Raw genomic sequence first — 24,740 nt, forward strand, 5'->3', positions numbered from 1 at the left:
CTTAATGAAAACGCAGGGTCTGGTGATGGGCATTGATGTTCAGCAGCAGGGTCACCATGAGCATATTGGTGGTAAGAGAGCTGACCCCGTAGCTCATGAAAGGCAGGGGCACCCCCGTGACCGGCATAATGCCGCTGGTCATCCCCACATTGACCAGGATGTGGAACAGGAACATAGAGACCACTCCCACGGCCAGCAGGGTTCCAAAATCATCGGACGCATGGAGGGCAATGGAAAGGCCCCGGTAGATCACCACCCCGTAGAGCAGCAGGATAATGGTAGTGCCGATGAAGCCGAATTCCTCCCCGGCCACTGCGAAGATAAAGTCCGTATGGTTTTCCGGCAGGAAGTTCAGCTGGCTCTGGGTACCGGCAAAAAGCCCCTTGCCGGCAAAAAGCCCGGAACCGATGGCAATCATGGACTGGATCACGTGATAGCCGCTGCCGTAGGGTTCCAGTCCCGGGTTCAGGAACACCCGGATCCGGTTCCGCTGGTACTCGTGGAGCATTTTCCACACCAGAGGCGCCGAAGCCAGTCCCAGGCCTCCCATGATCAGGAAATACCGGATCCGGAAGCCGCAGACGATCATGGTGCCCAGGAGGATGGCCAGAAACACCAGGGAAGTCCCCAGGTCCGGCTGCTTCATAACGAACAGGAAGGGCAGCAGCACATAGCCGAACACCGGCAGCCAGCTTCGGAAATCCGTCAAAAGGGGCAGCCGGTCGTCCACAAAGGAGGACAGGCTGATGATCATAATGGCTTTGGCAAACTCACTGGGCTGGATGCTGATGGGCCCCAGCTGGAGCCAGCGCTGGGCTCCCAGGGCGCTTTTCCCCACCAGCATCACCGCCAGCAGCATGAGGATGTTGAAGATGTACAGAGGCCGGGCCAGGCTCTTCAGGATCCGGTAGTCGAACCGCATGAGGAAGACCCCCAGCACCAGGTTGATGGCCGCAAAGCTCAGCTGGCGCAGGACGAAGCTGTACCGTCTGGGCCCGGGGATGTTGGCATGGGTGGCACTGCCGATGAGCACCACCCCGATGGCGATCAGCAGCAGGACGCTGATCAGCAGGGGTTTGTCGATATTCCGAAAATATTTTTTCAACGAAAAATGCCAGCGCATGGTTTCTCCTTATTTCTTGCTGCCCTGCCGCCGCACCCGGGGATCGGTGAACACGTATTCCAGGATGCTCTTGACAATGGGGGCTGCGGAAATGGTGCCGTAGCTGCCCTGTTCCACAATGCACACCACCACCAGCTGGGGCTTCTTGGCCGGGGCATAGGCGATGAACCAGCCGTGTTCCAGTCCGTGGGGGTTTTCGGCGGTACCGGTTTTCCCGGCCACCGGCACCGGCAGGTTCTTCAGGAAGGCGGCAGTGCCCCCTTCTTCCGTTACGGCTTCCAGGCCGTCCTGGATCAGCTTCAGGGTGGATTCAGAAATGGGCAGTTTCCCCTCTTCCTCCGGCTCGAAGGTCTTGGCCACGCTGCCGTCGTCATTGAGGATCTTGCTTACCAGATGGGGCTTGTACCGTTTCCCGTCGGTGGCCACGGCACTGAGCATTTCCGCCACCTGGATGGGGGTGGCCAGGGTGAAGCCCTGACCGATGGCAGTGTTGAAGGTATCCCCCAGGTACCATTCGTCATCAAAGACCTTCTTCTTGTATTCCGGGGTGGCGATGAGTCCCTGGGCCTCCCCGTGGAGGTCGATGCCCGTGGTCTGGCCGAAGCCGAATTCCCGGGCGTATTTGTCCAGCAGGTCGATGCCCACCCGGTTCCCCATTTCGTAGAAGTACACGTTGTCGGAAGCGGCCAGGGCCCGTTTGAAGTTGATGTACCCCAGGGCTTCCCCTCCGGCGTTCCGCATGTCGATGAGCCAGTGGCGGCCGGAGTCGTAGATCAGTTCATCCGGGGTCACTTTCTTTTCTTCCAGGGCCGCGGACCCGGTGACGATCTTGAAGGTGGATCCGGGAGGATATTCCCCGGCGATGACCTTGTCGGTCATGGGATGGAAGGGATCCGTATTCAGGTATTTCCAGTTCTTTTCGCTGATCCCGTTGACAAACCAGTTGGGATCGAATCCGGGACGGGACACCAGGGCCTTCACTTCCCCGTTGTTGGGATCCAGGGCCACCACGGCGCAGCCCCGGGCCCCGATGGCCTTCAGCTGCCGGTCCACCGCCTCTTCGGCGATCCGCTGGAGCTTGGCGTCGAGGGTGAGCACCAGCCCCTGGCCCGGTTTGGGATCCACTTTGTCCATGATCTGGACCACCCGGCCTGCCACGTCCACTTCTTCCCGGTAGCTGCCGTCTTCTCCCCGGAGATAGGAATCGTAGTAGTTTTCCAGGCCGAATTTCCCGATGATGTCCCCGGCCTTCAGTTCACTGTAGGCTCCCTGGGAGATCTCATAATCACTGATTTCTCCCACATAGCCCAGGGCATGGACTGCCAGTCCCTTGTTGGGATAATTCCGCACCGGCTGGACTTCCAGCATCACCCCGGGCAGATAGCGAAGGTTTTCCTCCACCTTGTCCACCACTTCCGGAGAGGCGTTCCGGACCAGACGGATGGGTTCCGAACTGCCTCCGGAGAGACGGATGGTCTCCTTGATGTCTTCCAGAGGCAGGTTCAGCAGCTGGCTCAGCCGTTCCAGGGTCTCTTCCCGGTACCCGTCGGTCCGGCGCACCAGGGACACCATGACCCCGGGCTTGTTGTTGGCCAGTTCTTCCCCGTTGCAGTCATAGATGATGCCCCGGGGGGCCAGGATCCGGGTATAGCGGGTCCGGTTCCCTTCCGCCTGCCGGCGGTAAGTGGATCCCTTGACGATTTGCAGATAGAACATCCGTCCGATGAGGATCAGGATCACCAGGATGCCGGTGACCATCATGAACTCCAGACGGTAAGCATATTTTTTATTCAGCACGGCAGACTCCTACAGATGATAGTAATAATCCATACGGCTGCGGACCCGTTTCTTCAGTCTGTGGTACAGGAACCACATGACAGGGGCCAGGACCAGGTTCCACCCCATAAGCTTCAGGGTCTGGAGGGCCAGGGGCAGGATCGGCAGCCAACGGCCCAGCATCACGCACAGGAACAGTCCCCGGGCCACCTGGAGCAGCAGGGTCACCAGAGCGGTGAGGATCAGATAGGTGGGCAGCCGGTCCACGAACATGTTCACCCGGTTCTTTCCGATCAGGTACCCCAGGGCCGCCCGGGTCACCATGTGCCAGCCGAAATAGCTGAAGGTGACAACGTCCAATAAAGCACCAATACCCAGTCCATACACTGCGCCGTTCCGTTTCCCCTGGTCCATGGCATAGAGCAGGAGAAACAACAGCAGCAAGTCCGGGGACTGGGTGGTGTTGAAAAAGAGGAACCAGTGATTTTCCAGAGTGAACAGAAACAGGGTGAAAAACAGCCAGGCAAGGGCAACGATCACCATTATTTCCCTCCTTTGCCGGACTGGGCATCCGGATCTTTCCCCTCGTTACGGAGGAAATCTGCAAACCCCTGGAAGTTGGTGATGACCCGGGCTTCTTCCAGATGGCTGTAATCCACGGAAGGAGCGATGGTGGCCATTTTGGTAAGGCCGCCGGTATCCATCTGGACATCTTCCACGGTACCGATCACCAGCCCTTCCGGATGGTAGCCGCTGTAGCCGCTGGTCACAATGGTGTCTCCGGGCAGGATGTCCGCATTCCGGCTGAGATTCCGCATTTCCAGCAGCAGATCCGGTCCGGCCACCCCGTTGACGATTCCCGCCGCCCGGGAATCCCCCCGGAGGTTCAGGCCCCCGATCCGGCTCCGGGGACTGGAAATCAGCAGCACCTTGGCCATGTGGGGATAGACTCCGTCCACAATGCCGATGAGCCCGGAGGCATTCACCACCGGCATGTTCACCTGGAGCCCGTCATCTTTTCCCCGGTCGATGAGGATCACATCCTTGAAATCTCCCAGATCCCGGCTGATCACCTTGGCGGACACCATGTTCCACTGGGGATGGAGGCTGCTGAACTTCAGCAGTTTCCCCAGCCGCTGGTTCTCCGCCTTCATGCCGATCAGTTCCGCATTGTTCTGGCGCAGCTCTTCATTTTCCTTTTTCAGGGCGGCATTTTCCTTTTCCAGGGCCGTCTTGGAGGCAAAATAATTCCCGGTGCCTTTGAAACCGCCGCCGATGCCTCCCACCACAAAGCTGATGGGCCGGGTCAGGGTGGTCAGCACCGTATTCACGGCAGGGAACCGGTGGAAAGCATCCCATACCAGCCCCACCACCAGCAGGATGGCCGCCGCCAATACCCCCAGTCTGACTTTCTGTTCCTTCCTCATTCGCACTGCTTCTCTCCATTTACACGTTCCGGCGGGGACGGGGTCCCTTCCGGAACAGATTCATATTCCCGGCGGCAATGCCGGTTCCCTTGGCTCCGCAGGTCAGGGCGTTTTCCGCCACCCACACTTTCAGGCCGGTTTCCCGGGCCAGGAGCCAGTCAAAATTCCGCAGCAGGGCTCCGCCCCCTGTAAGGACGATGCCCCGTTCCGCCACATCCCGGGCCAGCAGGTCTGGCAGCTGTTCCAGGAGGGCCAGGACACAGTTCACCATCTTGTGGACCGGTTCCCACAGGGCCTCCCGGAGCTGGTTCTGATCGATGGTCACCCGCCGGGGGAGCCCGGTGATCAGGTCCCGGCCCCGAAGGTCCATATAGGCCGGAGGCGCAGTCTCCCGGACCGTGCCGATCTCGATCTTCACCTGCTCCGCCTGGAGGGTCCCGATAAGAAGATTATACTTTTTCCGGCTGTACTGGACAAGGGCCTGGTCCAGGCTCCGTCCTCCCTGGCGGAGGAGCCGGCTGAGAGCAATCTTTCCCTGGGTGAGCACCGCCGCTTCCGTGGCCCCTGCCCCCATATCCACCACCAGGCAGCTTTTGGTCTCCCGGACCGGGATCCCGGCTCCCAGGGCTGCCGCCAGAGGGGCTTCCAACAGGTAAGCCTCCCCGGCTCCCGCTTCCATGGCCGCATCCAGCACCGCCCGGCGCTCCACGCTGTTCACCCCGCAGGGCACCGTAAGCACCAGCCGGGGCCGGAACAAAGGCCGTTTCCCCAGGGCCTGGCGGAGGAATCCCCTGAGCATCTGCCGGGTCAGGTCGAAGTCGGCGATGACCCCGTCCTGGAGCGGCCGGACCACCTGGATTCCCTCCGGGGTCCGTCCCAGCATCTGCCGGGCCTCCTGACCCAGGGCCAGGATCTTTCTCCGGCCCCGGTCCAGGGCCACGGCGGTGGGTTGGTCCAGTACGATACCCTCGTCCCGGAGACAGATCCGGGTATGGTCCGTGCCCAGATCCACTCCCAGATCCGTGGAAAAAGATCCCATTAGATCCAGCATGCCATGTTCCTCCTTTTACAACAATCCGTGTTCCTTGAAACTGTAATAGACCCCGTCTCCAATGATCAGATGATCCACCAGAGGGATCCCCATCACCTTCCCCGTATCCCACAGGGTCCGGGTCAGGCTCCTGTCCTCCCGGCTGGGGGTGGGGTCCCCGGAAGGATGGTTGTGGACCGCCAGGATGGCGGCTGCATGGTGGAGCAGCGCCGGGGCAAAAGCCTCCCGGGGATGGACCACTGAGGCATTGAGAGACCCCTCAGAAATGGGTTCGATGCCAGTGACCTTCCCCTTGCTGTTCAGCAGCACCACCAGAAAATGTTCATGATTCTCATACCGGAGCCGGGGCATCACCAGCATGGCTCCGTCTTCCGGACAGTGGATGGTCTGGAAGGGTTGGGTTTCCGCCCCTGCCAGCCGCCGTCCCAGTTCCAGGGCCGCCAGGATCACCGCAGCCTTGGCAGGCCCGATGCCGGCAATCCGGGTCAGTTCCCGGGGGTCCTGGGTCCGGGCCAGCCGGGCATCCTTCAGCAGATCCCCCGTCAGTTCCCGGGCAATATCCAGGGCCGAATGTTCCTTTCTCCCGGTGCCGATCAGGATGGCCAGCAGTTCCGTAATGGCAAGGGCTTCAGGTCCCTTGGCCAGGAGCCGTTCCCGGGGCCGTTCCTCCGGAAGCATCTCCCGGATCAGATAGTGTGTCATGTCTTGTCACGTCCAATTCTGCAAATAATTTCTTCAAAGGGGCAAGAGGGAGTCCCACCACATTGGTGTAGGACCCCTGGATGGAAGGAATGAACAAGGCGGCTTTCCCCTGGATGCCGTAGGCTCCGGCCTTGTCCAGGGGTTCCCCGGTAGCAATGTACCAGGCAATGTCTTTTTCAGAAAGAGGAGAAAACTCCACCTTCGTGGTCTCCACATGGGTCCGGACCTGTCCTTGGAAGAACAGGGCCATCCCTGTCAGTACCCGGTGGGTCCGGCCGCTGAGTTTCCGGAGCATGCGGGCTGCTTCCGCCCTGTCCCGGGGTTTTCCCAGGATCTCCCCGTCCAGGGCCACCACCGTGTCCGCCGCCAGGATGGGCACCCGGTCCCCCAGCCGGTCCCGGACTTCCCGGCCTTTGGCCAGCGCGTTGGCCAGCACCAGCTGTTCCGGGGTGGCATCGTTTTTTTCTTCTTCTCCCCGGCTCACCACCACCCGGGGCTCCAGGCCGATCTGCCGGAGCAGTTCCAGGCGCCGGGGTGAACCGGAGGCCAGTATCAGTTCCATAACGAGCATTCTCCTATAACTTGTGAAACAGAATCCCTGCCAGGATCATGCCCAGGATGGCTGCCAGATTGGGAGAAAATTCCACACCGGCGGTCACCTTGGCCACATAAAGGTCCATGGTGGAAGGGGGAATGGTCAGCACCTGATATTTCCGCACCAGGAAATCGGTGGCTCCGCCCAGAGGCTGGGAAGCCTGGAGACTGTCCCCCAGAAGGCCTCCCATGACGGCACCGGCTGCCAGGACCAGCAGCAGGGTCAGATGGTTTTTCCCCAACATGGTTTAAACCTCCACTTTTTTCCCTTTGGCGTCGTAAATCTCCCCATCGCTGAAATAGCCGGTGATGGTCCACTGTTCCACCTTGGTCCGGACACTCTTCTTGAAGTTCCGGGCATAGACCAGCCCCAGGGCCAGCCACACCAGAGTGCTGAGCACCACGATCTGCCACACGGGAGCAGAGAAAAAATGGGCTATGGCCCGGCCGAAAGCCGCACCGGCCAGGGCGGTGAGCACCGGGATCCCGTACACGATCATCTGGGCCTTCTTTTCATCCAGGGACTGTTTCCCCACGATCACCCGGGTGCCCCGTTTGGCTTCGCATGCATTCCAGCAGTCCAGCATCTTGGGCCGCTGTTCCCCCGGTCTCTGTTCGATTTTCACCTTGGCCCGCTGTTTGTTGACTGCGATGACCTTTCCCACATACACATTGTTGTTGCTCATACTATGACTCCTTTGTTATTCTGGAAATTCCAGGTACTGTTTGGGGAACCGCCGGGCCAGCCGGTCCATCAGCTCATCGCTGGATTTGAACAGCAGGCCGCAGAGTTTTCCATTCTCCCGGTACACCAGGATCCGCTGGGGATTGGGATCCACGGAAGAATACCGGTGGACATATTTTTTAATGGAGGTCTTCCGGAAAAAGCTCCGTTTGTAATGGTTGGAAAAACTTTCCAGGTCCTTCAGGTAAACGGTCATCCGCCGTTCCAGCCCCAGGCCGTACATGACCACGATCAGCTTGTCGCTGGTGAGCTGGATGCTGTACTGGAACAGGCAGCGCCAGCACCAGAGGATCACAAACAGCAGGTTGTACCCCCAGCCCATGATACTCAATTGGCCCAGAGCAAAAGTATGATACCCTTCATAGGCCCAGCTGAGGGCAATGAGAGCCAGGGTCCCCCACTGATACAGTCTCCGCTCCCGGCTGGTTGTCGAAAATTCCTTGTATGCTTCCAAAATATTCTCCTTTGGGCTTTTCCGCCGACAAAAAAACATATCCCTTTTATTATAGCAAAAATCCCCCCAATAGAAAGGTGTTTTCTGCAAAAAAAGAGCTGCTGCCGAAGCAACAGCTCAAAAAACTTTTGTTTTTTATTTGCCGCCCACCATGGCCAGCATGGTACCGGCTGCAACAGCCGTACCGATAACACCGGCCACGTTGGGGCCCATGGCGTGCATCAGCAGGAAGTTGCCAGGGTCAGCCTGCTGTCCCACAACCTGGGACACACGGGCAGCCATAGGCACTGCGGATACACCAGCAGAACCGATCAGCGGGTTGGTCTTGCCGCCGTCCAGCTTGCTCATCAGCTTGCCGAACAGCACACCGCCGGCGGTGCCGCCGATAAAGGCAACCAGACCCAGGCAGATGATTTCGATGGTCTGCAAGGTCAGGAAGCTTTCGGCCTTCATGGTCAGGCCGGTACCGGTGGCCAGCATGATGGTCACACTGTTCATCAGGGCATTTTGTGCCGTGTCAGACAGACGGTCCATACAGCCAGATTCGGTGAACAGGTTCCCCAGCATCAGCATCCCGATCAAAGAGCATACGGAAGGCAGCAGCAGGGAAATGAAAATGGTGGTGACAATGGGGAACACCACTTTTTCAAAGTGGGTCACCGTACGCAGCTGGGCCATTTTGATCTTCCGTTCTTCCTTGGAGGTGAACAGTTTCATCACAGGCGGCTGGATCAGAGGCACCAGGGACATGTAGGAATAAGCGGCCACGGCGATGGCGCCCAGCAGATGGGGAGCCATCTTGGAAGCCAGGTAAATGGAAGTCGGGCCGTCAGCACCACCGATGATCCCGATGGCGGAAGCTTCCTTCACATTGAAGCCCAGGAGCATGGCCCCCAGCAGAGCCACAAACACACCGATCTGGGCAGCAGCACCCAGCAGCAGGGTCTTGGGGTTGGCAATCAGCGGACCAAAGTCGGTCATGGCCCCTACGCCCATGAAAATCAGCGGAGGGAAGATTTCGTATTTGATCCCGCCCAGGATCAGCTGCATAACGCCGGGATCGGTTTCGAACCCGGTCCGGGGTACGTTGGCCAGAATGCACCCGAAGGCGATCGGGCTCAGCAGCAGGGGTTCAAAGCCTTTGACGATGGCCAGGTACAGCAGGATGCACCCTACCAGCATCATCACGGCATTGCCCCAGGTAAAAGCCACAAACCCACTGTCCTGGATGACAGAGGTCAGGGCTACCACAAAAGCATCCATGTTCTAAAATCCTCCTTTATGTTCGGAGACGATGATTAGAGAATAACCATTACGTCGCCGGTGGCTACGGTATCGCCAGCGTTTACGCGGACTTCGGAAACCGTGCCATCTTCAGGAGCCATGATTTCATTCTGCATCTTCATAGCTTCCAGGATCAGCAGAACATCGCCGGCTTCCACTTTGTCGCCGGGTTTTACGTTAACGGACAGAATCTTGCCGGGCATGGGAGCGGATACGGTTACGGAGCCGGCAGGAGCAGCAGCGGCCGGTTTGGCAGCGGGAGCAGGAGCAGCAGCAGGAGCAGCGGCAGGAGCCGGAGCGGGAGCAGCAGCAGGAGCAGCAGCTACAGGAGCCGGAGCAGGAGCAGCAGCAGGAGCGGCAGGGGCAGCAGGAGCTGCGGTTACAGCGCCGCCAACTTCTTCAACTTCTACGGTGTAAACAGTACCGTTAACGTTAACATTAAATTTTCTCATGAGAATGCCCTCCTAAACAGTTTTCAAGTTGTTTGATTTTGTGGATAATGAACCGTCCCTCAACAGTTCATCAGAAAGAATGATGGGGCAGATTCATCGGCTCCATTTTTCTTTTGTGTTCGGCGATGGCAGCACTCAGGGCAGCTGCAATCATATCGTCTTCATCCTGGACCAGGGCCAGGACAGCTGCCATGGCAGCCACTTTTTCCTCTTCCTGCCGTTTGCTGGCAGCAGCGGAAGGCGCTGGTTTAGCAACTACAGGCTTTTTTTTTCCCTGAACTTTCTTGGTGGGATCGACAGCATGGATCAGCACCATCAGGATTCCCAGCACAATCAGCACGCCGAATACGATGGTCATGTTGATCATCATAATCAGCCAAGGATTGTCGGTCATGAACGTTTCACCTCTCTTCCCTCATGATGAATGGTTTATATCAAAATCACAGAGGAATGTTACCGTGTTTCTTAGTTGGCCGGTCTTCCTGCTTTGATTTTAACATACGCAGCGCTTTGATCAGCGTGGGACGGGTGGTCTTGGGTTCGATGACCATTTCCACCATCCCGTGCTTGGCGGCATAATAAGGAGTGGCAAAGTTGGTGATGTACTCCTGGGTCTTCTGTTCCACATCCGGGTCTTTCCGGAAGATGATCTTGGCAGCCCCCTGGGGTCCCATGACGGCGATTTCCGCCGTGGGCCAGGCAATCACATGATCGGCACCCAAGTCCTGGGCACACATGGCCAGATAAGCACCCCCATAGGCCTTCCGGGTCACCAGGGTGATCTTGGGCACCGTGGCTTCGCAGTAGGCATAGAGCATCTTGGCCCCGTGACGGATGATGCCGCCGTATTCCTGGTCCGTTCCCGGCAGGAACCCGGGCACATCCACGATATTGATCAGAGGGATCCGGAAAGCATCGCAGAAGCGGATGAACCGGGCCGCCTTGTCAGAAGCGTTGATATCCAGGCACCCGGCCATGATCCGGGGCTGGTTGGCGATGATCCCCACCGTGGATCCGTCCATCCGTGCCAGGCAGGTGATGATGTTCCGGGCATACATCCGGTGAGGTTCCACATATTCCCCGTTGTCCACGATGCTGCGGATGACTTTGTACATATCATAGGGCATCTGAGGACCGTCAGGAATGATGGTGTTCAGGCTTTCATCCATCCGGTAAGCGCTGTCCCCGGTGTCATAGACCGGAGGATTCTCCCGGTTGTTGCTGGGCAGGAAACTGAGCAGGTACCGGATCTGTTCCAGGCAGTCCGCATCGTTTTCCGCCGGGAAGTCCGCCACCCCGCTGCGGGTGCAGTGGGTAAAGGTGCCTCCCAGGTCTTCCTGGCCCACTTCCTCGCCGGTCACGGTCTTCACCACTTCCGGTCCGGTAATGAACATCTTGGAATTCTTCTTCACCATGTAGATGAAGTCCGTAAGAGCCGGACTGTATACCGCACCCCCGGCGCAGGGACCCATGATGGCGGAAATCTGGGGAATCACCCCGGAAGCCAGGGTATTCTGCTTGAACATTTTCCCGAACCCGGCCAGGGCGTCCGTGGCTTCCTGGATCCGGGCACCGCCGGAATCTTCCATGCCCACGATGGGTGCCCCGGTCTTCAAGGCCATGGCCTGGACCTTGGCGATCTTGTTGGCGTGCATTTCCCCCAGGGATCCCCCTTCCACGGTGAAATCCTGGGCGTAAACGAACACCGTCCGTCCGTTAACCGTGCCGTAGCCTGTCACCACCCCGTCCCCGGCCAGATATTTCTTTTCCTGGCCGAAGTTGGAGCAGCGATGTTCTACAAATTTATCCAGTTCTACAAAACTTCCCTCATCTAAGAACGACTTTATCCGTTCCCGGGCAGTCATTTTACCGGCATCATGCTGTTTGCCGACTCTTTTGGCGCCTCCGCCTGCTTCGATTTTCTCGTAGCGGGCAAACATATCTTCAATTTTTTCCTGTGTGGTCAAAAATACGCACCTCCTTCAAGGATTCTTGGCTGCAGCGAAACCAAAACACGGTAATTGTAACATAAATATGACCCTGTTGCCACCGGTTTTCGGAAAATATCGCTGGAGAACCCTCTTATTCCTTCTCCATGGTGCCGTTTTTCAGCATTCTTTCATGGAAGGAGAAGGCTTCGGACAGGATGTGAGGGGTCTGGCTGTTGTGGCAGGCCACACAAGCCCGTTCGAAATAATCCTTCAGGATGGGCTGGTATCTGGGGCTGGCGATCTGGTCGATGATGATGGGTGCTCTTTCTTTGGGGGACAGGCCTCTCAGGTCAGCCACACCCCGTTCGGATACAATCACATCCACATCGTGTTCGCAGTTGTCGATATGGGAGCAGAAAGGCACTACAGAACTGATCTTGCCGCCCTTCCGTTCGGATTCGGCGAAGAAGATGGACAGATAGCCGTTCCGGGCAAAGTCCCCGCTGCCGCCGATGCCGTTCATCAGGTTGGTGCCGTTGATATGGGAAGAGTTCACGTTCCCATACAGGTCCACTTCGATGGCGGTGTTCATGGCGATGACACCCAGCCGGCGGACCACTTCCGGGTTGTTGGAAATTTCCTGGGGCCGGAGGATCAGATGGGATTTGTATTTGTCCAGGTTGCTGTAGAATCTCTTCTGGACTTCAGCGGACATGGTCAGGGATGCCCCGGAAGCCACCCGCAGTTTCCCGGCATCGATCAGGTCGAACATACCGTCCTGGATCACTTCCGTGTATACGGTCAGGTCTTCGAAATCAGAATGGACCAGGCCGTTGATCACCGCGTTGGCCACGGACCCTACCCCGGACTGGAGGGGCAGCAGGTTCTTGGGCAGCCGGCCGGCCTTTACTTCGTTTTTCAGGAATTCCACCAGGTTGCCCCCCATGGCCCGGGCATCATCGGTAATGGCCGCCAGTTTGCTGGGGGTATCGGGGATATCGCAGGGAACGATGGCTGCCACCTTGTCCAGGTCGCAGGGAATGTAGGGAGTCCCTACCCGGTCTTCCGGCCGTTCGATGGGAATGATCTTCCGGTAGGGAGGATCCAGGGGCACATAGCAGTCGTGCATCCCTTCCAGGCCCAGAGGCTGGGTTACGTTCACTTCCACGATGACTTTCTTGGCGCTCTGGACATAGCCGCAGCTGCCCCCCAGGCTGGTGGTGGGGATGATGCCGATCTTCCCTTTGCCCAGGTCCTTGATGGAGCAGGCTTCGATGATGGCCACATCCACATCCCGGTGATCCGGCAGGAAGCCGAACCGGGCCATCTGGTTGAAGGTGCTGATATGGGTGTCCAGATACCGGATCTGGCCGTTGTTGATGGCGTTCCGGCAGTTTTTGTCGGTCTGGTAGGGCATCCGGTTGCCTACGATCCCTGCCTCCACCATGGCCGTATCGATTTCAGGTCCAGGGAGCACAGTCCAGACATTGACTTTAAAGGGATGTTCCTTTCCTCTGGCAGCCAGAGCCAGGGGTACTGCTTTGGGATACCCGGAAGGGGTAAATCCGCTCATGCCCAGGTTCATGCCGTCTTGAATCATTTCTGCCGCTTTTTCAGCTGTGGTGATCTTGCTGAGTGCTGCGGCACAATGGACTCGATCCGTAATATCGATCATTTGCTCTTCCTCCTGTTTGCCTGATAGGCTTCTCGTCTGGAGATTCTATCTGAATATTTAAAAATAGAATCCACGTCATAAATAATAACAATATTTCCGCCAACTTGCAAGGAAAAAGGACATGACAGCTCTGGAAATTTAACCGGACAGCTGTCCTTTTTCTGTTATTTTTTGAACATTCTCTGATTTTTCCTCATTTTTCCTTTTTCTTTCGCAGGAAGATGCACCCCTCCTTTTCTCCATAGCCCCGGACCACGTCTTCCGCAAAAGCCCGGCAGGTGGGGGCTCCGCAGGCCCCGCAGTCCAGCTGGGGGAACTCTTTTTCCAGTTTCTTCAGCTGGCCCATCTTCTCCAGGGCCTCGCCGAAATCCCTGGCCAGGGGCGGATGGGGCCGGGGTTCCAGGGGCTTGATGTACTTCCAGGAAGCCGGGAAATCCTCGATGATCCGGCAGCGGGCCATGGCGGTCTCCCGGTCCGCATTTTCCCGGTTCCGCCGGCGGTCCACCCGCACCCGGAGATTCTTGGCGGCCACGTACTTGTTCACCGCCACACAGGGCCCTCCGATGCAGCCCCCTGCACAGCTGTAACAGCACACGTACCGCACATCGCTGAGTTTGGCCATGCTTACCTGTTCCAGCAGTTCGTCCACCTCTTCCGGCCCCTGGGCCGCCAGGGCATTGGTCAGGCCGGTGGATTCCAGTTCCCCCCGCCAGCTTCCCCAGCTGAGGCTGTAGGAAGAGCCCAGGGTGGCTTCCGGCACCTCATACCGGGTTTCCTGCACATGCTTGATGGCCTGGGTCAGAGGCCCATAGATGGAAGAAATGGTGAAGGATCCGGTGACCGCCGTGTGGGCCACGTCCACGGACTGGTGGATGTTGGTGCCCTTGGCGGGGCAGGGAGAAATGAACCAGATCCCCACTTCCTCCGGGGCCAGTTGCAGCCGCCGGGTGGTTTCCCGCCGGGTATAGATGGCCGCCGCTTCCGCCGGTGCCAGTACCGGGAGCACCTGCTTCACCAGTTCCGGATACTTGGTCTGGATCAGCCGGAGCACCGCCGGGCAGGCGGAGGAGATCAGGGGGAAGGGGCCCTTGTAATGGGCGATGTACCGCTCCATTTCGTCGCTGATATAGTCCCCGGCCAAAGCCACGTCGAACACCGTGTCGAACCCCAGTTCCCGGAGCCCCTCCCAGATCACGGAGGCGGCGATGTTCCCGTCGAACTGGGCGTAAAAGGAAGGGGTGGCCAGAGCAATGTTCACTTTGTACTTCTTCAGTTCCGTCAGCGGGTCCGCCCATCCTTCCATGGCCCGGGTGGGACAGCAGCGGATGCACTCCCCGCAGTCGATGCACCGGTCCGAAAGGATCACCGCTTTTCCCTGCCGGACCCGGATGGCCTGGACCAGACATTCCTTCACACAGATCAGGCACCCGGTGCATTTTTCCCGGTTGACTCGGACCGAATTGAGATAGGCTTCACTCACCGGTTTTCACCTGCTTTTCCTTCCCCTTACTCAGTGGGCCAGCCGGAACTCCAGGGTCACCCGGGTCCCTTTCCCCACCTGGGTATCGATTTTCATGGCATCGGAAACTTTCTTCATGTTGGGCAGCCCCATGCCGGCCCCGAACCCCATGGCCCGGATCTTGGCGGACGCAGTGGACCAGCCTTCCCGCATGGCTTTTTCCACATCCGGGATCCCGGGGCCATGGTCCTCGATGGTGATGGTGACCTTTTCCGGATCCAGATCGGCCCGGATCTCTCCCCCGCCCCCATGGATCAGACAGTTCATTTCCCCTTCATAGGTTCCGATGGCGATCCGCCGGATCAGTTCCGGAGCCAGTCCCAGCTGCTTGAGCATTCCTTTCAGGGATGTGGAAGCCGCCCCGGCCCGTTCAAAGTCATTGGGGATCACCGTGTATTTTTCCTCCATGACGGCTATTTCCGGTCCTTGCCGGAGCAGCCCCGGAGCCCCAGCTCATACAGCCGGCCGCAGGCCTCGAACATGGTGCACCGGGTGTAGAGCACCGGGATCCCCTTGCTCCGGGCCGCCAGCAGCACATCCTGTTCCGGATGCTTGTCCCGGACAAAGATCAGAGCCGCTGCATCGCTCACGTCCGCCGTCCGGACCACCTGGATGTTCAGGAGCCCGGTGAGCAGTACAAAATCTTCCTTGGCATAGGCCAGCACATCGCTCATCATGTCGCTGCCGCAGGCCTGGTTCACCGTCCGGTCCATCCCTTCCTGTCCGGAAACCACCTGGGCTTCCAGGACTTCCGCCACTTTCTTCAACGTTACCATGGTTCATTCCTCCTTTGATTTCTCAAAACAACGCTTCCATCTGCTTCCGTTCCCAGGTGTCCCGGTAGGGATCCAGCACCTGGAGGGCCCGGGTGGCATAGGACCCCAGGCTCCCTTCGTAATGGCGGGCGATCCCGCTGTCCGGATGGTCCTTCTTCAAAAGGGCGATGGCCATGTATACATAGCCTGCCTCCCGGGGATTGTTCATGTTCCCCAGTTTGTGGAGAGCATCATCCAGGAACCGGACCGCCTCCTTTTCCTTTCCTTCCCGCATGGACAAAAGGGCCAGGTAGGATTCCACTATGGGATGACGCCAGTAGAACACATACCGGGGGAACAGTTCATAGGCCTGGAGAAAATACTTTTTGGCCCGGTCGAACTGCCCCATATTGTAACAGGTGACCCCTGCATTGCAGGAAAAGACCACCCAGGAACTGTAGGCTTCCTGATCCCTGGCATAGTCCAGGGCCTTGTCGTAGCAGTCCAGGGCCTCCTGGAACTTTCCCTCTCCCCGACGGATCTCCCCCAGGTAGTTGTAGGCTCCGGCAATGTTCAGGGCATAGCGCCGCTGGACATTCTGGGTCACCATGAAGGTGGAGATGGATTCCTTCAGCAGCCGTTCTGCTTCCGGGAAATTCCCCTGCATGATCATGTTGAGGCCCTTGAGCCGGAGCAGGATCCCCATTTCCTTGTGGTAGTTGCATTCGTCCGCCAGGTTCAGGGCCACTTCCAGATAGTTCTTCATTTCTTCCGTGTTGCCGATCTGGATATCGTAGTAGATCATCTGCTTATAGCCCATGAGCATGTAGTCCCGGTTGTGGACTTCTGCCGCCTGTTCGATCAGGCTCAGAATGTTCCGGACCCCTTTTTCGTATTCTCCCACCCGGATGTAGTGCCGGCCCATCAGGTGCAGGTAGTTCATTTCCAGGTCCCGGACTTCCGGAGTCTCCCCGCAGGTCCGCTTGATGGTGTGCATCATCTCGTCCACTTCCGCCAGGAATTTGCCCAGATTGGACTCGATGTACCGGCTCTTGTCATCGTCGGGCATAATATCCGCACTGCTGAGCACAGGGAACAGTTCATTGCTGAAGTTCAGATAATACATAAGGATCTTCAGTTTGTACCGGCCCATGTTCACCAGTTCTCCGGCCTCCTGGTAATGGTATTCCAGATGGTGGTACAGCCGGATGTCCTGGGGGGAATGGGTAAGCCGCTTTTCCCAGAGTCCGGCGATGTAGCTGTGGAGGATCTTCTGTTTTTCCAGGGAGATCTGCTGGTGGATGTATTCTTTCAGCTTCTGCTGGACAATTTCATAGATCACTTCCGGCTGCTGGGGCACCGGCCGGATGAAGTTGTTGTTCCGGAGCACCTCCAGGTTTTCCAGGGCCTGGAGGCTGTTCATATGCATGTATTCCGAGATCATGGCCAGAGGCGCCCCGTCGTAGAACAGGGAAATGAAGTCCAGGATCTTCCGCTGGTCATCGGTAAGAGCGAAACAGTTGGATTTGAAAATATTCCGCATGTTTTCCGTCAGGTTTTCCAGACTGCCGGTGGTCTTGAGGGCCTTCAGGCATTCCCGGAGCAGGAACAGGTTCCCTTCCGATTCTTCCAGCAGCCGGTCCACCAGATGGTCATCCACCGGCACCGGCAGTTCCATGTCCAGGGCAAAGAGCCGGACGGTCTCCCTGTCCAGGGGGGCCAGTTCCAACAGCCGGAGCTTGTGGTACATGGAGACGGAGGTCTCGAATTTCTGATAGTTCTTGTCCTGGGAAGGCTGGGCGGTCAGCAGGAACATGAACCGGGAGGATTTCTTGTGGAGGATCAGACTGCTCAACAAAGACAGGCTGAGAGGATCCATCCACTGGATGTCCTCAAAGATAAACAGCAGCTGCCGGCTTTCCCCCACATTTTCCATCACCGTGTAGAGGGTGTGGAAAATGGCGTCGAATTTCAGCAGATCCTTGATTTCCGCCAGTCCCGCTTCCCGGTCCCCGCTCATGTCCATCTGGGGGAACAGTTCATACAGCCGGGAGGGATCCATGTTGGGCACCGGGATCTTTTCCCGGCGGATCAGGTTCCCCAGCCCCTCCACGATTCCGGTCCAGGGCCGGAGCAGGATGTTCTGTTCCGGTTTGAAGCAGTTGGTCTGGATCACCGTCACTTCCGGAGGCAGTTCCTCCACCAGGGCATCCTTCAGGATGGTCTTGCCGCAGCCGGCTTCTCCCCGGATCAGCAGGGTATCGCTGTTCCTGCCCTGGAGGAACTCTTCCAGCATCCTGTTCACCAGCTGGAGTTCCCGTTCCCGTCCGGTCAGGCTGCCTTTGGGCCGGGGTTTCAGGATCCCCTGCTCTTTTTTCTCCTGCTTTTCCTCATGGAGGGTCCGTTTCATCAGCTCTTCGATTTCCGGAGGCACATTGCTCTGGAGCTCTTCCCGGAACAGCTTCTTCATTTCCTCATACAGTTCCGTAGCCTGCTTCATGTTTCCCTGCTCACAATACGTCCGGAGCAGCAGGGTATAGATGGATTCATCGTAGGGATCATGGGCAATGAGCATCCGGCCGTACCGGGTCACCTTGGCCTGATTCCGGACAGCCACCGCTTCCTTCAGTTTCTGGAGCAGGGCATCCATGTACAGTCCTTCCAGACGGTCCCGTTCCGTCAGATACCAGTTTTCGTACTCTGCCGCATCCTTGATGAAGAACCCCTGGAGGAAGGCACCCTGATACAGTTCCAAGTTCCGGCCCGGATCCACCTCGAATTCCTTCACATCCACCTGGACCCGGATTTCCGGATTCACCTTGATAATGGCTTTCCGGGGCGAAATGAACACATCCGGTCCCAGGATCTTCTTGGTTTCGTAAATGGCATTCCGGAGATTTTTCCGGGCAATGGCATCGGGCTTGTCCGCCCACAGCACACCGCTCAGTTCATCCCGCATCACCGTGCCCTTCACCAGCAGGTAGTATACCAGTGCATTGACTTTATTATAGGGAAAGAAGATTTCCTTCCCGTCTTTCTGGATAACAGGAGCGCCTAAAAACCGCGCTTGGATCAGACTCGTCATGTTTCCACACCTCATCAGAGAAATTTTATGTAAAAATTACCAACTCCCGTAAGGCCCCTCAAATTGTCATAGTAACCAGTACTATTATAATATAAACGGAAAAGAAAGAAAAGAAGGGGGTGCTGCACCCAATGTGCAGCACCCTCTTCTGTTGAGCCAGGGCAGCCGGCAGGCTTACCGGACCACCACTTTTCCTTTTTTGATGACGGTTTCCACAATGTTGACCCCTGTATGGTAGGGAAGGAATTTGTAGGACGGATACTGGAGGATCACCAGGTCCGCCTGTTTCCCCGGCTCCAGGGAACCGATCCGGTCCGCCCGGTCCAGGGCCGCGGCCCCGTTCAGGGTCAGGGCGGTGATGGCTTCTTCCGCACTCATCTTCATGTAGATCACCGCCAGGCCGATCATGAGGGGCACCGAGAAGGTGAAGCCGCTTCCCGGGTTGAAATCCGTGGCCAGGGCTACGGCGCAGCCGGCGTCGATCATTTCCCGGGCCCGGGCAAAGGGTTCTTTCAGACAGAAGGCGGTGGTGGGCAGCAGGGTGGACACCACCCCGTTGTCCGCCATGGCCCGGATCCCTGCATCGGAAGCATGGAGCAGATGGTCCGCACTGGTGGCGTGGAGTTCCCCGGCCAGTTCCGCCCCGCCCAGGCTGACGATCTCATCTGCATGGATTTTCAGCTTGAAGCCCATCTTCCGGGCTTCCGTCAGCAGGTGCCGGCTCTGTTCAATGGAGAACACCCCTTTTTCGCAGAACACGTCGCAGAATTCCGCCAGGTGTTTTTCCGCCACTTCCGGCATTACATCCTTCAGGAGGAATTCGATGAAGTCATCCCCCCGGTCCTTGTATTCCGGCGGCACCGCATGGGCCCCCAGGAAGGTGGACACCAGCTCGATGGGCTGCTTTTCGTTCAGGTCCCGGACCACTTCCATCTGTTTGATTTCCGTATCATGATCCTGGCCGTAGCCGCTTTTGGCTTCCACGGTGGTGACCCCCATGGCCAGCATCTTCTTCAAAAAGTCCATGCTGTGGTCCACCAGCTCTTCCCGGCTGGCTTCCCGGGTGGCCTTCATGGTGTTCAGGATGCCCCCGCCCCGTTCCATGATTTCCATATAGCTCATGCCGCCCATCCGCCAGAGGAATTCATCGGGCCGGTAGCCCCCGAACACCAGGTGGGTGTGGGAATCCACGAACCCGGGGAGCACCGCCTTGCCGGTGGCGTCGATCTGTTTGTCCGCCGGCACCAGTTTCTCCCAGTCCGGCTGGTTCCCGATGCTGCGGATCTTCCCGTTTTCAATCAGGATGGACTGGTTCTCGTAGATCTTCAGCTGTTTCATTTCCCGGCCATGACGGGCGGTATTCCCTTCCGGGGTCACAATCTGGGCCGCATGTTTGATCAGCAGTCTGTCAATCATTGCCTTTCCTCCTTCAGTTCTGCCACAAAAGGGTTGCTGCACGGTATCCGTGCAGCAGCCCTTTGATTCTGTATGGTTCCTGTGGATCAGTCTTTGATCACATGGGCTTTGGGATAAACCTTGGCCACTGCGTCTTTGATCTGTTTTTCGTCGGTCAGGTACGGCAGGGTGATCTGCCCGATGCCGTGACGGGTCTTGTTGAATTCCACAGCCGTTTCCATGGCGTGTTCGTTCCGTGCCCAGGACCGGCGGGCCACACCGCTGATTACATCCCAGCTCAGGGAGCTGCGGATGATTTCATCCACCCGGTGGCTGCCATCCAGCACCAGACCGAAGCCGCCGTTGATGGCTTTGCCGATGCCCACGCCGCCGCCGTTGTGGAGGGCGCACAGGCTCATGCCTCTGGCTGCGTTCCCGGCGAAGCACTGGACTGCCATGTCAGCCATTACATTGGAGCCGTCCTTGATGTTGGAGGTTTCCCGGAAGGGAGAGTCCGTACCGGATACGTCGTGATGGTCACGGCCCATCATGACAGGCCCGATTTCCCCGTTCCGGACCAGTTCGTTGAATTTCAGGGCGATGTTCACACGGCCTACTTCATCCTGGTACAGGATACGGGCCTGGGTGCCCACCACCAGTTTGTTCTTTTCTGCATCCCGGATCCAGTTGTAGTTGTCCCGATCCTGGTACCGGCGGTTCACGTCGATGCAGCTCATGGCCGCCATATCGGTCTTGTGCAGGTCTTCCGGTTTGCCGGACAGGCATACCCAGCGGAAGGGTCCGTAGCCGTAGTCGAACAGCTGGGGTCCCATGATGTCTTCCACGTAGGAGGGCCAGATGAACCCGTCTTTGTCGTCCACACCGTTCTTGGAGATTTCCTTTACCCCGGAATCAAACACGGCTTTCATGAAGGAGTTGCCGTAGTCGAAGAAGTACACGCCCCGGGCGGTGATCTTCTTCAGGGCTTCGAAGTGGGCATGGAGGGTCTTGTCCACCAGTTCCCGGAACTTGGCCGGATCTTCTGCCAGCATCTTGGTCCGTTCCTCAAAGGTCAGGCCCTGAGGGCAGTAGCCGCCGTTGTAGGCGTTGTGGCAGGAAGTCTGGTCGGAAACCAGGTCCACATGGATGTTGTGGTCCACAATGTATTCCAGCAGGTCAACGATGTTGCCGTGGTATGCGAAGGATTTGCCCTTCTTTTCCGCCATGGATTTCTGGGCCATGGCAATGACTTCCGGCAGGGAATCGGAAACTCCGGAGATCCAGCCCTGATCCAGGCGGGTCTTGATCCGGGAAGCATCCACTTCCGCCACAATGGCGGTGCAGTTGGCGATTTCCGCCGCTTTGCCCTGGGCACCGCTCATGCCGCCCAGGCCGGAGGTGACGAACAGCTTGCCGCCCAAGTCCCCGTCTTCCGGGATCCCCAGTTTCATGCGGCCGGCGTTCAGGATGGTGTTGAAGGTACCATGGACGATGCCCTGGGGCCCGATGTACATCCAGCCGCCGGCGGTCATCTGCCCATAGTTGGCCACGCCCATTTCTTCGGCGATTTCCCAGTCATGCTGGTTGTCGTATTCCCCGATCATCAGACCGTTGGTGATGATTACCCGGGGAGCTTCCGGTTTGGAATGGAACAGGCCCAGAGGATGGCCGGATTCCATGACCAGGGTCTGGTCCGGAGTGATTTCTTCCAGATACCGTTTGATCAGCAGGTACTGCATCCAGTCATGGCACACGCTGCCGGTTTCCCCGTAGGTGACCAGTTCGTAAGGATACAGAGCCACTTCAAAGTCCAGGTTGTTGTCGATCATCACCTGGAAGGCCTTGCCTTCGGTGCATTTGCCTTTGTATTCATCAATGGGTTTCCCGTAGATCCGGCCTTCCGGACGGAAACGGTAGCCGTAGATCCGGCCCCGGGTGGTCAGTTCTTCCAGGAATTCCGGGATCAGTTCTTCATGATATTCTTCCGGGATATAACGCAGGGCATTTTTCAGAGCAATTTCAGTCTGTGCCGGAGTCAGACGGAAGCCACGGTCCGGAGCCCGACGGATGCCTTCCTGGAAAGGTTTGGGTTTGGGCAGCCCGTTGGGGAATTCCAGTTTAATGGTCATGGCTTTTCCGATTTCTTCATTCTTCATCATGTAATACCACTCCTTTGCGTCATGCTTCGTGCAGGAATCTGATTTCTCGACTTCATGGCTCCATTGTAAAGAAGATTCATCTGAAAAACGTCGAAAGGAAGCGTCCATAACAAATAAATTTCAGTTTTTTCACCAGAAGTTTTTAGACGTTTTCACGGAATTCCGTCAAAAGAGAATCAAAAAAGGGGGTGTGAAAAATTCACACCCCCGGTCGCGGGCCGCGGCCAAAGAGGTTATTCCCCCCACACTTCCTGGGCGATGGAGCGGACCAGGGCCAGTTTGGCCCACTGCTGTTCTTCGGTCAGCTTGTTGCCGATTTCGCAGGAAGCGAAACCGCACTGGGGGCTGAGGCAGAGGTTTTCCAGGGGCACATATTGGACGGCTTCGCGGATCCGGGCGATCACCTGGGCCCGGTCTTCCAGTTCCGGACGCTTGGTGGTGATGAGTCCCAGCACCACCTTTTTCCCGGGGGCCACTTCCTTCAGGGGTTCGAAGTTCCCGGACCGTTCATCGTCGAATTCCAGGTAGAAGGCATCCACTTTTTCCTTCCCGAACAGCAGGGGAGCAATGGGACCGTAGCCGCCCCGGGCTGCCCAGGTGGAATGGTAGTTTCCCCGGCACACATGGGTGTTGATCACCAGGTCATCAGGCCGGCCTTCCAGGGCCAGGTTGTTCAGCCGCAGGTACTCCTCCGCCACCTGTTTCAGAGAAACCGCTCCCTTCTGCCGTTTGTTCCAGTATTCCGTATCACAGAACATGCCCCAGGTGCAGTCATCCAGCTGGATGTTCCGGCAGCCGGCTCCATACAGATCCCGGAACACCTGCCGGTAGGCGGCGGCAATGTCCTGGAGCAGTTCTTCCCGGTCCGGGTATACCGCGTCAGTGATTTTCCCGTTGTCTCCCCGGTACAGCTCCGCCAGCAGCTGAGCCGGAGCAGGCAGGGTCTGCCGGGCCAGGGTGTTTTCGTCCTCGAACCCTTTCACATATCTGAAATGGTCCACAAAGGGATGGTCCTTCCCGCTGATTTTTCCGGTGACGATGGCAGTGCCCCGGGCGGTCTCTTCTCCGTGGAACAGGTAGCCCTGTTCCAGCTCGATATGGGTGATGCCCTGGAAGCCCCAGAAAAAGTCCAGGTGCCAGTAGCTCCGCCGGAATTCCCCGTCAGTAATGGCATGGAGCCCGGCGGCCTTCTGCTTTTCAATGAGTTTGGCGATTTCCTCGTCCTCCACCTGCTTCAGGTCCAGGGCGGCGATCTCCCCCCGGGCAAACCGGGCCCGGGCCTCTTTCAGCCGGTCCGGCCGCAGGAAACTCCCAACAATATCAAAACGGAATGGTGCACGCAAAGTCATGATTCAAAACCCCTCTCTTTATTCCGAGCATTTTGCTCTGTTTTGTTTCTTCATGGGTCTTATTGTAGCGGATGGAGAGGCGTTTGTATAATGGATAAAAAGTTGGGGTTGGTATAGATAAAAAGAATAGCGGAAGCTTTTGCTCCCGCTATTCTTTGGCTCCATTCCCGTGCTCCCGGAAATAATGGGGGGAATCTCCCCACTTCCCGAATCCCACCGTGTCTCCCACTGACGCCACCCGGGCGGACAGGCAGTTCCGGCACTGGTCCGGGCTGTCTTCCACACAGGGTTTGTTGTCATAGAGCAGGTAGTCGGGACGGAATTTGGGCAGGGTCACAATGGGCATCAGGATGTTGGCCCCGGCCTTGAGCCCCAGTTCCCGTCCCAGGGGGTTCAGGGCCTGGAGGGCGGTGGTGGCCGCTATGTTCACGTCTTTCAGGAACAGCCGGGTCACGGCGATCATGTTCAGTCCCAGGATGAACCGGTGCTGCTGGGCTTCCGGGGTGTTTTCCCCGGCGGCCACCACCTGTTTCCCCAAAGGAGTGTTGTGGTGGACCACATAGGGCCCCATGCCGATCATGTCGATGTCCATGTCCCGGTAGAACAGGATGTCGTCCGCCAGGTCTTCCAGGGTCTGGCCGGGCAGGCCGATCATCACTCCGGTGCCCACCTGGTAGCCCAGGTCCCGGAGGATGTCCAGACAGTGCTTCCGCACCGTCCATTCATGGTGCCCGTCCTGAGGATGGAGGGTGGCATACAGAGCCGGATTGCTGGTTTCGATCCGCAGCAGATACCGGTGGGCCCCCGCTTCCTTCCAGCGCCGGTAGGTATCTTCCGTCTGTTCCCCCAGGCACAGGGTAAGCCCCAGTTTCCCGTCCCCCAGCTTCTTGATGTCCCGGATCAGGCTTTCCACATAAGCGATGAATTCCTCATCCTGCCGTTCACCGGACTGGAGGGTCAAGGACCCGTACTGGTTGTCCAGAGCCCACCGGGCCATGGCCAGGATGTCCTCCCGGGAGGTGTCGAACCGTTCCACTTCCTCATTGTCCCGGCGGATACCGCAGTAGAGGCAGTTTTTGATGCACCGGTTGGAAAATTCCAGAAGGCCCCGGTAATAGGCCACCCGGCCCACGGAAGCGCTTTTCACCGCATAGGCGGCGTCGTAGAGGGCCTTCCGGTCTTCCGGGTCGGTAAGGCCCAGCAGGGCAATCAGGTCTGCCCGATCCAGGTTGTCTTTGTGCAGCAGTGTTTGGAGATCCATACA

Annotated in this window: 23 protein-coding genes; all 23 read right to left on the bottom strand. The window is 57.8% G+C overall.

Going from position 1 to position 24,740, the window contains the following annotated elements:
* Nucleotide 1 precedes the first annotated feature (1 nt).
* Nucleotides 2–1,123, bottom strand: a complete 1,122-nt coding sequence (gene rodA / locus ACZOF8_RS07485) for a rod shape-determining protein RodA (protein WP_022487682.1) — start codon at nt 1,121–1,123, stop codon at nt 2–4.
* A gap of 9 nt (nt 1,124–1,132) precedes the next feature.
* A complete protein-coding gene (gene mrdA / locus ACZOF8_RS07490; RefSeq protein WP_279127964.1) occupies nt 1,133–2,920 on the bottom strand; it encodes a penicillin-binding protein 2 in 1,788 nt (595 codons plus the stop codon).
* A 9-nt stretch (nt 2,921–2,929) separates the two neighbouring features.
* Entirely contained in the window at nt 2,930–3,442 is a 513-nt protein-coding gene (mreD, locus tag ACZOF8_RS07495) for a rod shape-determining protein MreD (protein WP_022487684.1), read from the bottom strand.
* Nucleotides 3,442–4,326, bottom strand: a complete 885-nt coding sequence (gene mreC, locus ACZOF8_RS07500; RefSeq protein WP_154487850.1) for a rod shape-determining protein MreC — start codon at nt 4,324–4,326, stop codon at nt 3,442–3,444. Before mreC ends, mreD begins: the two co-directional genes overlap by 1 nt.
* A gap of 19 nt (nt 4,327–4,345) precedes the next feature.
* Nucleotides 4,346–5,377 (bottom strand): rod shape-determining protein, encoded by a 1,032-nt coding sequence (locus ACZOF8_RS07505; RefSeq protein WP_022487686.1) that lies wholly within the window; start codon nt 5,375–5,377, stop codon nt 4,346–4,348.
* A gap of 15 nt (nt 5,378–5,392) precedes the next feature.
* Nucleotides 5,393–6,079 carry a RadC family protein gene (radC, locus tag ACZOF8_RS07510; protein WP_154487851.1) on the bottom strand — a complete coding sequence of 229 codons (687 nt, stop codon included), beginning with the start codon at nt 6,077–6,079 and terminating at the stop codon, nt 5,393–5,395.
* The gene (locus tag ACZOF8_RS07515; protein WP_022487688.1) at nt 6,006–6,641 is read right to left on the bottom strand and encodes a Maf family protein; all 636 of its coding nucleotides are present in this window, start codon (nt 6,639–6,641) and stop codon (nt 6,006–6,008) included. The genes radC and ACZOF8_RS07515 overlap by 74 nt, the downstream gene beginning before the upstream one ends.
* Before the next feature lie 13 nt (nt 6,642–6,654).
* A complete protein-coding gene (locus ACZOF8_RS07520) occupies nt 6,655–6,918 on the bottom strand; it encodes a DUF4321 domain-containing protein (RefSeq protein WP_022487689.1) in 264 nt (87 codons plus the stop codon).
* A 3-nt stretch (nt 6,919–6,921) separates the two neighbouring features.
* Complete coding sequence (locus tag ACZOF8_RS07525; RefSeq protein WP_022487690.1) at nt 6,922–7,359, bottom strand: SoxR reducing system RseC family protein; 438 nt, start codon at nt 7,357–7,359, stop codon at nt 6,922–6,924.
* A gap of 15 nt (nt 7,360–7,374) precedes the next feature.
* A complete protein-coding gene (locus ACZOF8_RS07530) occupies nt 7,375–7,872 on the bottom strand; it encodes a hypothetical protein (protein WP_022487691.1) in 498 nt (165 codons plus the stop codon).
* 135 nt (nt 7,873–8,007) lie between these two features.
* Nucleotides 8,008–9,135, bottom strand: a complete 1,128-nt coding sequence (gene gcdB / locus ACZOF8_RS07535; protein ID WP_012939171.1) for a sodium ion-translocating glutaconyl-CoA decarboxylase subunit beta — start codon at nt 9,133–9,135, stop codon at nt 8,008–8,010.
* Between the two features lie 35 nt (nt 9,136–9,170).
* Nucleotides 9,171–9,608 (bottom strand): sodium ion-translocating glutaconyl-CoA decarboxylase subunit gamma, encoded by a 438-nt coding sequence (gcdC, locus tag ACZOF8_RS07540; protein WP_022487692.1) that lies wholly within the window; start codon nt 9,606–9,608, stop codon nt 9,171–9,173.
* Between the two features lie 70 nt (nt 9,609–9,678).
* On the bottom strand, nt 9,679–10,002 hold the full coding sequence (gene gcdD, locus ACZOF8_RS07545; RefSeq protein ID WP_012939173.1) for a sodium ion-translocating glutaconyl-CoA decarboxylase subunit delta: 324 nt from the start codon (nt 10,000–10,002) through the stop codon (nt 9,679–9,681).
* Between the two features lie 46 nt (nt 10,003–10,048).
* Nucleotides 10,049–11,548 (bottom strand): methylmalonyl-CoA decarboxylase subunit alpha, encoded by a 1,500-nt coding sequence (gene mmdA, locus ACZOF8_RS07550; RefSeq protein WP_195839608.1) that lies wholly within the window; start codon nt 11,546–11,548, stop codon nt 10,049–10,051.
* 142 nt (nt 11,549–11,690) lie between these two features.
* On the bottom strand, nt 11,691–13,214 hold the full coding sequence (scpC, locus tag ACZOF8_RS07555) for a succinyl-CoA:acetate CoA-transferase ScpC (RefSeq protein ID WP_022487694.1): 1,524 nt from the start codon (nt 13,212–13,214) through the stop codon (nt 11,691–11,693).
* A 193-nt stretch (nt 13,215–13,407) separates the two neighbouring features.
* The gene (locus ACZOF8_RS07560; RefSeq protein ID WP_022487695.1) at nt 13,408–14,694 is read right to left on the bottom strand and encodes a [Fe-Fe] hydrogenase large subunit C-terminal domain-containing protein; all 1,287 of its coding nucleotides are present in this window, start codon (nt 14,692–14,694) and stop codon (nt 13,408–13,410) included.
* A 30-nt stretch (nt 14,695–14,724) separates the two neighbouring features.
* Nucleotides 14,725–15,141, bottom strand: coding sequence for an ATP-binding protein (locus ACZOF8_RS07565; RefSeq protein WP_022487696.1), 417 nt, complete (start codon nt 15,139–15,141; stop codon nt 14,725–14,727).
* 5 nt (nt 15,142–15,146) lie between these two features.
* The gene (locus ACZOF8_RS07570; RefSeq protein ID WP_022487697.1) at nt 15,147–15,509 is read right to left on the bottom strand and encodes a DRTGG domain-containing protein; all 363 of its coding nucleotides are present in this window, start codon (nt 15,507–15,509) and stop codon (nt 15,147–15,149) included.
* Between the two features lie 22 nt (nt 15,510–15,531).
* Complete coding sequence (locus ACZOF8_RS07575) at nt 15,532–18,573, bottom strand: ATP-binding protein (RefSeq protein WP_288310893.1); 3,042 nt, start codon at nt 18,571–18,573, stop codon at nt 15,532–15,534.
* Between the two features lie 174 nt (nt 18,574–18,747).
* A complete protein-coding gene (hutI, locus tag ACZOF8_RS07580) occupies nt 18,748–19,989 on the bottom strand; it encodes an imidazolonepropionase (RefSeq protein ID WP_022487699.1) in 1,242 nt (413 codons plus the stop codon).
* Nucleotides 19,990–20,075: 86 nt separating this feature from the next.
* On the bottom strand, nt 20,076–22,124 hold the full coding sequence (gene hutU / locus ACZOF8_RS07585; protein WP_370834549.1) for a urocanate hydratase: 2,049 nt from the start codon (nt 22,122–22,124) through the stop codon (nt 20,076–20,078).
* 236 nt (nt 22,125–22,360) lie between these two features.
* The gene (locus ACZOF8_RS07590; RefSeq protein ID WP_022487701.1) at nt 22,361–23,476 is read right to left on the bottom strand and encodes a 5-methyltetrahydropteroyltriglutamate--homocysteine S-methyltransferase; all 1,116 of its coding nucleotides are present in this window, start codon (nt 23,474–23,476) and stop codon (nt 22,361–22,363) included.
* A gap of 148 nt (nt 23,477–23,624) precedes the next feature.
* Nucleotides 23,625–24,737: a [FeFe] hydrogenase H-cluster radical SAM maturase HydE gene (gene hydE, locus ACZOF8_RS07595; protein WP_022487702.1), complete on the bottom strand. Its 1,113-nt coding sequence runs from the start codon at nt 24,735–24,737 to the stop codon at nt 23,625–23,627.
* Nucleotides 24,738–24,740: the final 3 nt, after the last annotated feature.

The sequence above is a fragment of the Acidaminococcus sp. genome (assembly GCF_057597765.1).